The sequence below is a fragment of the Gemmatimonadota bacterium genome (genome assembly GCA_016720805.1).
Lineage (GTDB): Bacteria > Gemmatimonadota > Gemmatimonadetes > Gemmatimonadales > GWC2-71-9 > Palsa-1233.
Genome location: JADKJZ010000001.1, coordinates 253,463 through 266,767, shown reverse-complemented (window position 1 = coordinate 266,767; position 13,305 = coordinate 253,463). Strand labels below are relative to the sequence as shown.

Here is a 13,305-nt window from a genome sequence, read left to right as displayed (position 1 = left end):
CATCATCCATCATCCATCATCCATCATCCATCATCCATCATCCTGCTGTCGCTACTCCTCCGCCAACTCCCCCTCCAGATACGTATACCCCTCCAGCCCGGCGACGTAGTCGGCAATGTAGGCATTGGCCTCCTGCCGCTTGAGCGTCGAGGCGCGGGCCACCTTGCGGCGGAAGGTGGCCAGCAGGTCGGAGGCATGGAACTGGACGTAGGTCAGCACCTCGGTCACGGTGTCGCCATGGACGAGGTCGGTGATTTCGTAGCCGTGCTCCTTGAGCCGCACGTGCACCGCGTTGGTGTCGCCGAAGAGGTTGTGCAGGTCGCCGAGGATCTCCTGGTAGGCACCGGTGAGGAAGATGCCCAGAATGTACGGCTCCCCTTCGCGCCAGGGGTGGAGTTCCAGCGACGGCTTCCCCTTGCGCCCGCCCGTGAAGCGGTCGATCACGCCATCCGAGTCGCAGGTCACGTCCTGGATGGTGCCGCGGCGCTCCGGCATCTCGCCGAGCCGGTGGATCGGCATGATCGGGAAGAGCTGGTCGATGGCCCAGTTGTCCGGGACCGACTGGAAGATCGAGAAGTTGCAGAAGTAGCGGTCGACGAGCGTCGTCTCGAGATGCGCCGCAATTTCGGGGTAGGAGGCGCGGTCGTCGCCGATCGCCCCGGCCAGCGCATTCAGCGTGGTCAGGTAGAGCTGCTCGGCGTCGGCGCGCTCGCGCAGGGTGTAGACGCCGGTCGCGAAGTACTCCTGCGCGCGCTCCTTGGCGAAGAGCGCGTCGTGGAACGCCTCCTCGACCCGGTCGTGCGTGAGCGACTCGAGATTCTCCTGCATGTCGAGCAGCAGCTGCTGGGCATCCTCGCCCAGCGTGACGGGCCGCGGTGCGAACTGCGATTCGCAGTCGATCACGTTGATGAGCAGGAGCGAATGGTGCGCGGTGATGGCGCGGCCGGACTCGGAGATGAGGTGCGGCATCGGCACCTCCTCGTCGCGGCAGATCCCGCCGATGGTGTACACCACGTCGTTGGCGTACTCCCGCATGGTGTAGTTCATCGACGCCGGCCGGGTGGAGTGCGAGCCGTCGTAGTCCACACCCAGCCCACCGCCGACGTCGACGTGGGTGATGTCGAAGCCCATCTTCCGCAGCTCGACGTAATAGCGGCCGACTTCGGCCAGCCCGGCCTTCACGAAGCGGATGTCGGTGATCTGCGAACCAAGATGGAAGTGCACCAGCTTGAGCAGGTGCTGCTTCCCGGCCGCCGTGAGGATGTCGAGCAGCCGGACCAGTTCGACGGCGGAGAGCCCGAACTTCGACTTCTCGCCGCCGCTCTTGGCCCAGCGGCCCGACCCCTCGGTGGCCAACTTGATCCGCACGCCGACGGTCGGCTCGACGCCCATCTCGGCGGCAACCTTCAGCAGCACGTCGAGCTCCGTGAGCTGCTCGAGCACGATGATCACCCGATGCCCCAGCTGCTGCCCGATGAGGGCGAGGCGCATGAACTCCTCGTCCTTGTAGCCGTTGCAGATCACCAGATGCGACGTGGACTCGTGCAGGCCGAGCACCGCCATCAGTTCCGGCTTCGATCCGCACTCGAGTCCGACGCCGTGCGGCGTGCCGAACTCGACGATCTCCTGCACCACGTGACGCTGCTGGTTGACCTTGATCGGGTAGACCGTGGTGTAGCTTCCCTCGTAGCCGAACTCCTCGATCGCCCCGCTGAAGCGATCGGCCAATTCGGCGATCCGCGACTGCAGGATGTCGGAGAAGCGCAGGAGGAGGGGCAACCCGACCCCCTGCGCGTTCAGGTCGGTCGCGATCTGGTAGAGGTCGATCCCGTGCTCCGGCGCCCGGTCCGGGTGCACCGTCACGTGGCCTTCCTCGTTCACCCGGAAATAGCCGAGGCCCCAGCCCGCCACATTGTACAACTTCTCGGCGTCCGCAACGGTCCAGCGCGACGGATCGGCGTTGGCGGGGAGGACGTACGGGGCGCGGTGTACAGACATCGGCGACTCCAAGGGTGATCGGACACTCGGGGCGACAAAGCTAACGGGCGCGGGCGGCACGGGATAGCGGACCACCGCTCCCCGGGCGGGGTATCCCGGGTACGAGGTCCACCAGGAGGCAGCATGGCACGATCGGGGAGAGCGGAGGGGCGGAGCCGGTCCCGGGGGGAATCGGTCGGATGACGGCCCCCGTGGTGATCGTCGGTGCCGGACTCGCCGGGCTCGCCGCCGCGCGTCGACTGACGTTGGCCGGCGTGCCATGTACGCTGCTCGAGGCCAGCGACGGCGTCGGCGGCCGCGTCCGCACCGACGCGGTCGACGGCTTCCTGGTGGACCGCGGCTTCCAGGTCGTGCTGACGGCCTATCCCGAATGCCGAGCGGTCCTCGACTACGCTGCGCTCGACCTCCGCGCCTTCGAGCCCGGTGCGGTCGTGCGGGCGGGCGACGCATGGCATCGACTCGCCGATCCCTTCCGCCGCCCAGCACCCGCCGTGGCCTCCTTGCTCGACGGGCTCGGCTCCTGGCGTGACAAGGCGGCGGTGCTGCGGCTGCGCCAGCGTGCCCTCGAGGGTTCGCTCGACGAGCTCTTTGCGCGCCCCGCGACATCGACGCGCACCGCCCTCGAGGCCTTCGGTTTTTCGGCGGACTTCACCACCGCCTTCCTCGAACCATGGCTGGGCGGGATCTTCCTCGGTCGCGACCTCGCCACCTCGAGCCGCATGCTCGACTTCGTGATGCGGATGATGGCGCAAGGCGACACGGCAGTCCCGGCACTCGGCATGGGCGCCATCCCCGCGCAACTGGCCGCGCCGCTGCCGCCTGGCACCGTGCAGCTGCACCGGCGCGTCGTGGCGCTCGGGGAAGGCGGCGTGCGGCTCGACGACGGCCAACTCGTCCCCGCCTCCGACATGATCATTGCCACCGAAGGAGACACTGCCGCCACCCTGCTCGGGCTCCCTGCCCCGGCCCGGCCGCGTTCCGCCATCTCGCTGGCGTTCGCGGCGCCGACGGCGCCATGGTCCGGTCGCGACCTCCTGCTGAATGGCGAGGGACGTGGTCCGATCAATTCCCTGGTCGTCATGAGCGAGCTGTCTGCAGGAGTGGCCCCGGCCAGCCAGTCACTGGTGACGATCGCCGTGATCGACGATCACCCGGAGGGGGACGAGGCACTGGAGCGCGCGGTCCGACAACAGGCGGCCACCTGGTTCGGCGCCTCGGTGGCGACATGGCGCCTGCTGCGAGTGCATCGGATCCGGTATGCCCAACCGGATCAACTGCCCGACGACCTCGACCCCGTCGCCCGGCCGGTGCGGCTCGGCGCTGGTCGGTACGTCGCCGGTGACCATCGCGAGACCGCCTCGCTGCACGGTGCACTGCACTCCGGCCGCCGCGCGGCCGAGGCGCTGCTGCGCGACCGCGGAGCGGCGTGATGTGGTCCATCAGCCTCGGTCGCGTGGGCGAAACCCGCGTGCGCGTGCATGCCACGCTCGTCCTGCTGCTGGCCTGGTACGCCTTCGAGGGATGGCGCGACGCCGGGGCCGCTGGGGCCGCCGATGAACTCGCCTTTCTGGTGCTGCTCTTTCTCTCCGTCCTGCTGCACGAGTTCGGGCACATCTTCGCTGCCCGTCACTACGGCATCGGGACGCCCGACGTCCTCCTGACCCCGATCGGCGGAGTGGCGCGCATTGCCAACCTCCCCGACCGGCCGCGCGAGGAATTGGTGATTGCGCTCGCAGGGCCCGCTGTCACCCTGGTGATCGTCCTCCTCACCGGCGTCGCCATCGGGCTCCGGACCGGATTCGCGCTGCCGCAGGACTTCAGCAACCTCCCGTTGCTCGAATCGCTCTGCTGGACCAACCTGATCCTGCTGGTGTTCAACCTGATCCCGGCCTTCCCGATGGATGGCGGCCGCGTGCTGCGCGCGCTGCTGGCCAGTCGGCTCGGCCTGGTGCGCGGCACGCGCATCGCCGCACGCGTCGGTCAGGTGGTGGCGGTCGGCTTCGCCGTGCTGGGCTTCAACGGTGCCCCGATGCTGTTGCTGATTGCGCTCTTCGTCTTCCTCGGGGCGCAGGCCGAGCTGCAGATGGTGCAGCAGCGCCACCTGAGCAGCGAGCACACCGCGGCGCAGCTGACGACCACCGACGTCCGCGTCCTCGCGCCGCACCGACGGTTGCAGGACGTCGTGGCCCTCTTTGCCCACGGGCAGCAAACGGCCTTCCCCGTGACGTCGCCCGCGGGCGAGTTGCTCGGTGTGCTGACCCGCGAGGACGTGCTGCACGGCATCGCCGTCCACGGGGTCGATGCCGCTGTGTCCTCGGCGATGCTGCCGCCGCGCGATGACCAGGTGGTGCAGGTGGACGCGCCGTTGCTCGCGGCGGCGCAACAACTCTTCGCCTCCGGTCGCGAGGCCTTGCCGGTGATTGATGGCGATGGGCGCTTCGTCGGCCTGATCACGCGGGAGCATGTCACCGACGTCCTGCTGGTCCGCCAGCTGCGCGCCGGCGCCTCACCGACCCCGTCGTGAGCCGGCCGCTGGTGCTGGAGCGGCGGACACCGATCGCCACCACGGCCGCCGCACTCTGGCGATGGCATGCGGCACCGGGCGCGTTCGAGCGATTGCGGCCGCCGTGGGAGCAGGTGGAAGTCCTCGCCCGGAGCGGCGACGTGCTCGAGGACGGCCTGCAGGTGACCGTGGGCGTTCGTCGTGGCCCGATCGCCCTGCGGTGGGCGCTTCGCCACGAGGCGGTGCGGCCTGGAATCGGCTTCGACGACGTGCAGGTGCGCGGGCCATTTGCGGCCTGGCGTCACGAGCACCGATTCGGCGATCACGCCGGTGGCGCCCTGCTCGACGACACCATCACGGCCACGCTGCCCGGCGGGTCGCTCGGCCGCGCTCTTGGTGCACCGCTGCTTGCCCGCCAACTCGACCGGATGTTCCGCTACCGTCACGACGTCACCCGCCACGACCTGGAGCAACAGATGACCACCCCACTCACGCCGATGCGGATTGCCATCACCGGCGCCACGGGAATGGTGGGCACGGCACTGACTCCATTCCTCACCGCACAGGGCCACACCGTCGTCCCGGTGTCGCGCCGGGCACTGCCAGGAGGGATCCAATGGGATCCCGAGGCAGGCGTCATCCGCGCCGCGGACTTTGAGGGGCTCGACGCGGTGATTCATCTCGCGGGCGAGAACATCGCCGCGGCCCGGTGGACCGCAGTGCGGAAGGAGGCACTCCGACACAGTCGCGTGGGACCCACCGCGCTGTTGGCACGGACACTGGCCGGGCTCGCGCGCCCACCGCGCACACTGGTGTCGGTCTCCGCCATCGGGATCTACGGCGATCGTGGCGAGGAGGTGCTGACAGAAGCGAGCAGCCTCGGCCACGATTTTCTGGGTGACCTGGGCACCGCGTGGGAAGCAGCGGCCGCACCAGCGACCGAGGCCGGCATTCGGGTGGTCCATCCGCGCTTCGGCATCATCCTCACGCCCGAGGGCGGTGCCCTCGCCAAGATGTTGCCGGTGGCGCGGCTCGGCCTCAACGGCCCACTCGGTGGCGGTCAGCAATGGATGAGCTGGATCGCGCTCGATGACGTGCTTGGCGCGCTGCACCACCTGCTGGCCCACGAGGCGATTCGCGGCGCCGTGAACACGGTGGCGCCTGGTGCGGTCCGCAATCGCGACTTTGCCCACACCCTCGGGCACGTCCTCGGCCGGCCGGCCTTCTTGCCCGTGCCTGCCGCCGCGCTCAAGCTTCTCTTCGGCGAGATGGCGGATGCCGCGCTGCTCGGGAGCGCCCATGTCGTGCCTGGCGTCCTCGAGGCGACCGGCTACCGCTTCCGCTATCCGACACTCGACGCGGCACTGCGACACCTGCTCGGACGCTGAGGCGCCCCGATGGCTCATTCATGCTGGACCCTCCTGTTCCTTGCCACCGTCGCACCGGCCGTCGTGGCGGGGCAGGATCCACCGCGCCGGTATGCGGCGCCCTTCCTGGCATCGGCCCCGATCATCGACGGGCGGCTCGACGATGCCGTCTGGCGGGGAGTCCCCTGGAGCGACGTCTTCGTCGACATCGAGGGCGCCGCCAGGCCAGCGCCGACCTGGCGCACGCGGATGAAGATCGCCTGGGATCGCGGCCACCTCTACATCGCTGCGGACCTCGAGGAGCCCGACCTCTGGGCCACGTTGACGACGCGCGATGCCGTGATCTTCCACGACCACGACTTCGAGTGGTTCATCGATCCGGACGGGGACACGCTGCGCTATTTCGAGTTCGAGATCAATGCGCTCGGCACTGTCTGGGATCTCTTCCTCGACAAGCCGTACCGCGTCGGCGGGAAGGCCGACAACGGCTGGACCATCACCGGCCTCCGGAGCGCGGTGCATCTCGACGGCACGCTGAACGATCCCCGCGATCGCGACCGCGGCTGGTCGGTCGAGATGGCGGTGCCGTGGGCGGCGTTCGCCGATGGCGGGCGTACGGTGGTCCCTCCCGCGCCGGGGAGCCAGTGGCGCATCAACTTCTCCCGCGTCGAATGGGACCTCGACACGCGCGACGGTCGGTATGCCCCGCGGCTCGGCACTGACGGGAAGCGGCTCCCCGAACACAACTGGGTCTGGTCCCCGCAGGGGCTCATCAACATGCACGTCCCCGAACGCTGGGGATTCGTCGAGTTCCTCCCGCCAACACGCACGCCGTGAGACACGCCGATGACTGATCGCCGCTCCTTCCTCGCCACCGTCGGTGCCGGCCTCGTGGCATCGCGCACGATGCCGTTCGTCACGTCACGCGAGCGCGCCGCCTCCTTTTCCGCCTGGACGTGGGTCCACGGCGGCGGGGCCGTCGACCTCGCCGGCTGGCGCGCGCGCTATGCGCGGCTGCGCGCCGCGGGGATCTCCGGCGTGCTGGTGAGCGGAGGCGACCTCGCGATGCACGTCGAGGCCGCCCACGCCGAGGGGCTGGTGCTCCACGCGTGGAGCTGGACGATGAACCGCAGCGGCGACAAGACCGTGAAGGAGGCCCACCCGGAGTGGTTCTCGGTCAGCCGCGAGGGGAAGAGTTCGCTGACGTCGCCGCCGTATGTCGGCTACTACCAGTGGCTCTGTCCGACGCGCCCCGAGGTGCGGGACTACGTGGCCGGCACGATGGAGCGCATCGCGGCAATTCCCGGTGTCGATGCGGTCCACCTCGACTACATCCGCCACCCGGATGTGATCCTCCCGCGCAATCTCTGGGAGCAGTATCACCTGGTGCAGGACCACGAGATGGCGCCCTATGACTTCTGCTACTGCGAGGCGTGTCGCGCGCGATTCGAGAAGGAGAGCGGCCGCGACCCGATGGGTCTGAAGGACCCCGCGGCCGACGTCGACTGGCGCCGCTTCCGCTGGCGGATGGTGACGGAGACCGTGGAGGTGATTGCCCGCGCCACGCATGCGCGCGGGAAGGCGATCTCCGCAGCAGTCTTCCCCACCCCGACGATTGCGCGAACGCTGGTGCGGCAGGAATGGGATCGGTGGCCGCTCGACCTGGTCTTCCCGATGCTCTACCACTCCTTCTACCGGGAACCGGTGGAGTGGATCGGCACGGGTGCCGCCGAGGGGGTGGCGGCGCTGCCGAAGGCGACCCCGTTGATCGCCGGCGTCTACCTGCCTGACCTGCCGCCGGAGGCGTTGGGACGCGCGATTCGATCCGCCCGGGAGGGCGGCGCAAGCGGGGTGTCGATGTTCGAGATGGGGGGGCTGACGGATGCCCACCTGGCGGTGGTGCGGACCGAATTGCGTGCCGGTGCCTGAGGGCGATGCCTACTTCGGGGCGCGAGTCTTCTTCCGCTGATCGGGGACCCACTCCAGCAGTTCACCGGGTTGGACGTCGAGCGCTTCGCAGAGCCGGTCCAGGGTGTCGGCCGTGAAGCGGCCGAATTGCTGGTCCGGATCGGCCAGACGATAGGCGGTCGGGGCGGAGAGTCCCGTGACCTGCGCCAGGCGGTACGGCGTCCAGCCCTTCTTCTTGAGAACCGCGGCGAGGCGGAAGCGGAGCATGACAGGTACCAGGAGGCGGGGAGCGGCCGTAGTAATACCGAGGCTCAATAATACTACAAGTAATTACACATGGCAATACTTCCCGTTCGCGTTAATTACATCTCGCAATATTTCAACTTGACAATATTAACGCGGGGTCTTATCATTCCTTCTGCATCCCTGTGCGCTCCCGCGCACCGATGCTGCAGGTGGAGCACCCAGCCAGGCGGCACCCGTGACAGACCTCATTTCGGTCGTCCTGATCGACGACAACCGTCTCCTTCGTGAAGGTCTCGCGGTCCTGATTCGCAAGCAGCCCGGCTTCCTCGTCCTCGCGGCCTCGGCCGACATCGACGACGCCCTCCAGACCGTCCGCGACGCCAAGCCGACCGTCGTCCTGCTCGACTTCTCCCTCGAAAACCACGACTCGCTCCGCGTCACCGGCACGGTGCACCAGGAGGTCCCCGAGGCGAAGGTGATCGTCATGGGCCTCCTCCCTGCGCAGGAGGATGTCGCTGACTTCGTGACGGCCGGCGCCTCCGGCTTCATCATGAAGGACGCGTCGTTCGAGGACTTCCTCGCCACGATTCGAGGCGTCGCCGCCGGACAGCAGATCCTCCCGCCGGAACTCACCACGTCGCTCTTCAGCCAGATCGCCGCGCTGGCCATCCGGAAGGGAAAGCCCCGGCTGCTCGAGGCGGTCGGCCTGACCGAGCGCGAGCGCCAGGTGATCGACCTGATCGGCGAGGGGCTCAGCAACAAGGAGATCGCGGCACGGCTGCACATCGCCGTGCACACCGTCAAGAGCCATGTCCACAACGTCCTCGAGAAGCTGGCCCTGCGCACTCGGCTGGAGGTGGCGGCCTTCACGCGGGGATTCGATCGTCGTCCCTCGATGCCGGGGCCGGAGTAGTCCCTCGGATCGAGGCGGGATCTAGTCCGAAATCCCGCCGTCTGGCCGATGGTCGTTCCGCGTGCCAACCCCTACCTTGGGGGTCCACGCACGCCTTCAACGGGGCCAGGCCCAACCGCCTGACCTCGTCCCGCCCCCGCACGGGGGTGTCAACGTCACGCGAAAGGACGTCTCCCATGGACATCGTTGCTTGGCTCGTCGTCGGCCTCCTGGCGGGGCTGCTGGCATCGTTCGCCGTGGGCGGGGTCGGCTACGGCCTGCTCGGCGACATCGTGATCGGCATCGTCGGTGCCTTCGTCGGAGGCTGGCTCTTCGGCCAACTCGGCATCGTGACACCGTTTCGTGGGCTTGCCGGCACCGTATTCGTCGCCTTTGTGGGCGCGGTGGTCCTGCTGCTGGTGCTCCGCGCCCTGCGCCCGCGCCGAGCCTAGGCTGGCGCGGCCGATCTCTCCTTCGACCCGAGGTTCCTCATGCGCCCCCTGAGCCTGCTCGGCATCGCCCTCATCTGCGTCGGTGCCTTCCTCCTGATCCGCGGCGGCACCTTCACCACACGCAAGGATGTCCTGAAGGTCGGCGACGTGAAGCTGACGGCCGACGACCAGCAGACCATTCCCCCCTGGGTGGGTGGCATCGCCATCGTCGCGGGCGTCGTGGTCGTGGCGGCCGGCATGCGCCAACGTGGTTGATCACCACCCTGCCCATCCATCCATGACCTGGCCGAGGAGGCCCGCATGACCCGCTCAATCCATGGTACCGTCCTGTCGCTCCTGAGTGTCGCCACCCTGGCCAGCTGCGCCACCAACGCCCGCACTGGTGCGGCGGTCGGGGCCGGGGGCGGTGCCGTCGTCGGCGGCGTGATCGGCAAGGTGGCCGGCTCGACCGCGAAGGGCGCCATCATCGGCGCGGTGGTCGGCGGCACCGCCGGCGCGCTGATCGGCGCGCGCATGGACCGGCAGGCGCAGGAACTGAAGCAGAACATCCCCGGGGCGACGGTCGAGCGCGTCGGCGAAGGGATCCAGGTCACCTTCGCGTCAGGACTCCTCTACGACTTCGACTCGGACGTGGTCAAGGCGGAGGCGCAGTCGAACCTCCGCGCGCTTGCGGGAAGTCTCGACAAGTACCCCGACACCGACCTCGTGATCATCGGTCATACCGACCAGGTCGGGTCCTCGGCGTACAACCAGGGGCTGTCGGAGCGGCGTTCGGCTGCGGCCGCACGGTACCTGACCTCACAGGGCGTGAGCAGTGGTCGGATTGCGACCCGCGGCCTCGGCGAGTCGGAGCCGATCGCGAGCAATGAGACCGAAGCTGGGCGCTCCGCCAATCGCCGGGTCGAAGTCGCCATCTTCGCGAACGCGGCGGCACGGGCGAAGGCCGGCGGGCAACAGTGATCTCCTGGCGCACCACCGCGGTCGCGTGGATGGCGATGGCAAGCGCCGGCTGTGCCATCTCGCAGCAGCAGGAAGTGCAGCTGGGCAATGACTACAGCGCCCAGATCGCCTCCCAACTGCCGCTGGTCAAGGACGCCCAGGTCGTGCGCTATATCACGCAACTGGGCGAACAGCTCGCGGCCGCGACGGACACGCGCGGCCTGACTTGGCACTTCACCGTCGTCGACAGCCGTGAAGTCAACGCGTTTGCGGTGCCGGGCGGGTGGATCTATGTCAATCGCGGGCTGATCGAGCGGGCCGAGAACATGAGCCAGGTCGCCGGCGTGCTCGCGCACGAGATCGGGCACGTCACCCGGCGGCACTCGGTGCAGCAGATGCAACAGGCCCAGGGCGCCAACACCGGCGTCTCGCTGCTCTGCACCCTGACCAAGGTCTGCGACAGCGGGACCGGCCAGGCCGCGATCAACCTCGGCGGCAGCGCGCTCTTTGCGAAGTTTTCGCGCAGTGACGAGTCGGAGGCCGATGCCGAGGCGGTGGCCACCACGATCAAGGCCGGAATCGACCCGAGCGGCATTCCGGGGATGTTCCGCATCCTGCTGAGTGAGCAGCAACGCAACCCGAGCGCCCTGGAAGCCTTCTTCCTGACGCACCCACTCGCGGCGGATCGTGTCACGGCCACCGAGGCGCTGATCGCCGCGTATCCCCCGAGTGCGCTGCGCGGCCTGACCAAGGAAACCACCGCCTTCCAGGCCTTTCGCCGGCGGCTCCTCGCGCTTCCTCCCTCCCCGGCCGTCAAGACGCCGTGAGCGCACCCGAGCCCGAGCCCGAGTCTAGCAGGCTGCGGGCAGGCTGGCAGGAGCTGCTCGATGCAACCCGTGACGCCATGCTGATCGTCGACGACAAGGGATCATCGTCGCCAAGAACCGTGCGGCAGGACGGCTCTTCGGCTGGCCCGCCGGCGAGCTGATCGGGACCCCGATGGCGCGGTGCGTGCCGGCGCGTTTCCAGCGCGTCCTCGAGCTGTGGCCTGACGAATCGGCCGCGGATGCCGATGCCACGACCGATCGGTGGCCCACCCCGGTCACGCTGCTGGCTCGGCGCCATGATGGCACCGAATCCCCCGTCGAGATCTCGCGCGCCGTCATCGGTGCTCAGGTCGAGGGACTCACGCTGATCTCCGTTCGGGACCTGACCGCGTGGCGAAGGGCCCAGGAGAGTCTCCTCCGGGAGAAGGAACACGCCCTGACGACCCTCGACTCGATCGGCGATGCGGTGATGACCACGGACCTCACCGGCCGGATCACCTACATCAATCCCGTCGCGGAGCGACTGACCGGCTGGCGGAGCACGCAGGCGCTCGGTGAACCAATCGACATTGTCCTCAACCTGATCTCGGACGCGAATCGGCAACCGATGGAGAGCCCGGTGGTCCGCTGCCTGCGCGAGGGGAGGTCGATCGACATGCCCGAAGGCATCCTGCTGCTCCGCCGCGACGGCACCGAGGTGGCCATCGGCGACTCCGCCGCCCCTATTCTGGACCGCAACGGTCTCACCACCGGCGTGGTGCTGGTGTACCACGACGTCAGCGAGCGTCGGCGCACTTCGAAGCGGCTCTCCCACGATGCGACGCACGACGGCCTGACCGGCCTGACCAACCGCGCGGAATTCGAGCGCCAGGTGAGCCGCGTGCTGCGCCATGCCGCGGACCACCCGAAGGACGAGGTGGCGCACGTCCTGGGCTGCATGGACCTCGACCACTTCAAGACCGTCAACGACACCAGCGGGCATGAAGCGGGGGATGCGCTGCTCAAGACGATCTCGGGGCTGTTCGGCGGCCGGATGCGGAAGCGGGACACCCTGGCGCGGCTCGGGGGCGACGAGTTCGGCGTGCTGCTCGAGGATTGCGCCATCGGCGAGGCCGAGGAGGTGGCCGAGTCCCTCCGCATGGCGGTGCAGGCGTTGCGCTTCCAATGGGGCGAGCGGGACTTCACGCTCGGAGTCAGCATCGGCCTGGTGCCGATCACGACGAACGACACGCAGCTCACCGCGGCGCTCCGTTCCGCCGATGCCGCGTGCTATGCCGCGAAGGAGCAGGGTGGCAATCGGGTGCACGTCGGCCAACTCGCACCAATGGCCGGGATGGTCGGCCGACTGCAGGGCGCGGCGCCGAACGCCTCGCCCGCGCCCTGGCCGAGGATCGGTTCGTCCTGTTCGCGCAGGCCATCGTGCCGTTGCAGCCCGGGCAGGCCCCCGCCCCCCTGCGAATCCGTTGCGCCTCCCAGGTGAGCGTGGTGGCCTCGAGACGCCCGACACCTTCGCGGCCGAGGCGGAGCGTGCCCGACTGGAGCCCGCCATCGATCAATGGGTCATCCGCCGTACCGTCACCCTGATGAGCCAGTGGCGACGCGGCAACCCGGGTCGCGAGCTTCCCCTCTGTTCGCTGCCGCTCTCGATGGCTTCGCTGGCCGACGACGCGCTGCTCCCGATGCTGCGAGGCTGCTTGCTGGACCACAGCATGCCCGCGGACGCTCTGCTTCGAGGTCAGCGAGGCCGCCGCCTATGGCCCTCAGCGAGACGGTGCGCCTGATCGCCAGCCTGCGGGCCCTCGGCTGTTCCGTGGCGATCAAGGATTTCGGCAGCAGCCTGAGCGCGTTCACGCACCTCAAGGCGCTCTCGGTGGACTACCTCAAGATCAGCGGTCACTACATCCGCGGCATCCCGAACGACCTGGTCTACCACACCATCGTCCAAGCCGTCAGTCAGCTTGGGACGGCGATGGGGATCGCGACGATCGCCGAGGACGTGGACGACGTCGCGGTGCTGGGCAAGCTGCGCAGCATGGGGGTACGGTACGTGAAGGGCGATGCGGTCGCCCCGGCGCAGCCGTTGGTGGACCTCGACGGCGAGGTGGCGGTCCCGCAGATCCAGTTGCGGCACTGAGACGCGTCGCGGGTTTGCTTCGGCGCGCGCCCCCCCTCC

15 protein-coding genes are annotated in these 13,305 nt (G+C 68.8%); 13 read left to right on the top strand and 2 right to left on the bottom strand.

Annotation, left to right across the window (positions count from 1 at the left end):
• Positions 1–51 precede the first annotated feature (51 nt).
• Complete coding sequence (speA, locus tag IPP98_01255; GenBank protein ID MBL0177739.1) at positions 52–1,998, bottom strand: biosynthetic arginine decarboxylase; 1,947 nt, start codon at positions 1,996–1,998, stop codon at positions 52–54.
• Positions 1,999–2,177: 179 nt separating this feature from the next.
• On the opposite strand from speA, the gene IPP98_01250 reads away from it, so the two are divergent.
• The 5 genes from IPP98_01250 (at position 2,178) to IPP98_01230 (ending at position 7,797) form a co-directional block, all read left to right on the top strand.
• Positions 2,178–3,428 (top strand): FAD-dependent oxidoreductase, encoded by a 1,251-nt coding sequence (locus IPP98_01250; protein ID MBL0177738.1) that lies wholly within the window; start codon positions 2,178–2,180, stop codon positions 3,426–3,428.
• On the top strand, positions 3,428–4,522 hold the full coding sequence (locus IPP98_01245; GenBank protein ID MBL0177737.1) for a CBS domain-containing protein: 1,095 nt from the start codon (positions 3,428–3,430) through the stop codon (positions 4,520–4,522). Before IPP98_01250 ends, IPP98_01245 begins: the two co-directional genes overlap by 1 nt.
• Positions 4,519–5,889 carry a TIGR01777 family protein gene (locus IPP98_01240; protein MBL0177736.1) on the top strand — a complete coding sequence of 457 codons (1,371 nt, stop codon included), beginning with the start codon at positions 4,519–4,521 and terminating at the stop codon, positions 5,887–5,889. The genes IPP98_01245 and IPP98_01240 overlap by 4 nt, the downstream gene beginning before the upstream one ends.
• Positions 5,890–5,898: 9 nt before the next feature.
• Positions 5,899–6,705, top strand: a complete 807-nt coding sequence (locus tag IPP98_01235; GenBank protein MBL0177735.1) for a carbohydrate-binding family 9-like protein — start codon at positions 5,899–5,901, stop codon at positions 6,703–6,705.
• A gap of 69 nt (positions 6,706–6,774) precedes the next feature.
• Complete coding sequence (locus tag IPP98_01230; protein ID MBL0177734.1) at positions 6,775–7,797, top strand: family 10 glycosylhydrolase; 1,023 nt, start codon at positions 6,775–6,777, stop codon at positions 7,795–7,797.
• Between the two features lie 9 nt (positions 7,798–7,806).
• Here IPP98_01230 and IPP98_01225 read toward each other — a convergent pair whose 3' ends face one another.
• A complete protein-coding gene (locus tag IPP98_01225; GenBank protein MBL0177733.1) occupies positions 7,807–8,043 on the bottom strand; it encodes a helix-turn-helix transcriptional regulator in 237 nt (78 codons plus the stop codon).
• A gap of 214 nt (positions 8,044–8,257) precedes the next feature.
• Between IPP98_01225 and IPP98_01220 the strand changes: the two genes are divergently transcribed.
• The 8 genes from IPP98_01220 (at position 8,258) to IPP98_01185 (ending at position 13,266) form a co-directional block, all read left to right on the top strand.
• Positions 8,258–8,935, top strand: a complete 678-nt coding sequence (locus IPP98_01220; GenBank protein ID MBL0177732.1) for a response regulator transcription factor — start codon at positions 8,258–8,260, stop codon at positions 8,933–8,935.
• A gap of 176 nt (positions 8,936–9,111) precedes the next feature.
• Positions 9,112–9,366 carry a GlsB/YeaQ/YmgE family stress response membrane protein gene (locus tag IPP98_01215; protein MBL0177731.1) on the top strand — a complete coding sequence of 85 codons (255 nt, stop codon included), beginning with the start codon at positions 9,112–9,114 and terminating at the stop codon, positions 9,364–9,366.
• A 39-nt stretch (positions 9,367–9,405) separates the two neighbouring features.
• Positions 9,406–9,621 carry a hypothetical protein gene (locus IPP98_01210; protein MBL0177730.1) on the top strand — a complete coding sequence of 72 codons (216 nt, stop codon included), beginning with the start codon at positions 9,406–9,408 and terminating at the stop codon, positions 9,619–9,621.
• Between the two features lie 45 nt (positions 9,622–9,666).
• Positions 9,667–10,326, top strand: a complete 660-nt coding sequence (locus tag IPP98_01205; GenBank protein ID MBL0177729.1) for an OmpA family protein — start codon at positions 9,667–9,669, stop codon at positions 10,324–10,326.
• Entirely contained in the window at positions 10,323–11,132 is an 810-nt protein-coding gene (locus IPP98_01200) for a M48 family metalloprotease (protein ID MBL0177728.1), read from the top strand. Before IPP98_01205 ends, IPP98_01200 begins: the two co-directional genes overlap by 4 nt.
• Before the next feature lie 184 nt (positions 11,133–11,316).
• The gene (locus IPP98_01195; GenBank protein ID MBL0177727.1) at positions 11,317–12,612 is read left to right on the top strand and encodes a diguanylate cyclase; all 1,296 of its coding nucleotides are present in this window, start codon (positions 11,317–11,319) and stop codon (positions 12,610–12,612) included.
• Positions 12,596–12,913: an EAL domain-containing protein gene (locus IPP98_01190; protein ID MBL0177726.1), complete on the top strand. Its 318-nt coding sequence runs from the start codon at positions 12,596–12,598 to the stop codon at positions 12,911–12,913. Before IPP98_01195 ends, IPP98_01190 begins: the two co-directional genes overlap by 17 nt.
• Positions 12,886–13,266, top strand: coding sequence for an EAL domain-containing protein (locus tag IPP98_01185; protein MBL0177725.1), 381 nt, complete (start codon positions 12,886–12,888; stop codon positions 13,264–13,266). Before IPP98_01190 ends, IPP98_01185 begins: the two co-directional genes overlap by 28 nt.
• Positions 13,267–13,305 lie beyond the last annotated feature (39 nt).

Coding starts and splice junctions, on each gene's coding strand:
- speA (MBL0177739.1), bottom strand. CDS start 1,998: ATGTCTGTACACCGCGCCCCGTACGTCCTCCCCGCCAACGCCGATCCG.
- IPP98_01250 (MBL0177738.1), top strand. CDS start 2,178: ATGACGGCCCCCGTGGTGATCGTCGGTGCCGGACTCGCCGGGCTCGCC.
- IPP98_01245 (MBL0177737.1), top strand. CDS start 3,428: ATGTGGTCCATCAGCCTCGGTCGCGTGGGCGAAACCCGCGTGCGCGTG.
- IPP98_01235 (MBL0177735.1), top strand. CDS start 5,899: ATGGCTCATTCATGCTGGACCCTCCTGTTCCTTGCCACCGTCGCACCG.
- IPP98_01230 (MBL0177734.1), top strand. CDS start 6,775: ATGCCGTTCGTCACGTCACGCGAGCGCGCCGCCTCCTTTTCCGCCTGG.
- IPP98_01225 (MBL0177733.1), bottom strand. CDS start 8,043: ATGCTCCGCTTCCGCCTCGCCGCGGTTCTCAAGAAGAAGGGCTGGACG.
- IPP98_01215 (MBL0177731.1), top strand. CDS start 9,112: ATGGACATCGTTGCTTGGCTCGTCGTCGGCCTCCTGGCGGGGCTGCTG.
- IPP98_01210 (MBL0177730.1), top strand. CDS start 9,406: ATGCGCCCCCTGAGCCTGCTCGGCATCGCCCTCATCTGCGTCGGTGCC.
- IPP98_01205 (MBL0177729.1), top strand. CDS start 9,667: ATGACCCGCTCAATCCATGGTACCGTCCTGTCGCTCCTGAGTGTCGCC.
- IPP98_01185 (MBL0177725.1), top strand. CDS start 12,886: ATGGCCCTCAGCGAGACGGTGCGCCTGATCGCCAGCCTGCGGGCCCTC.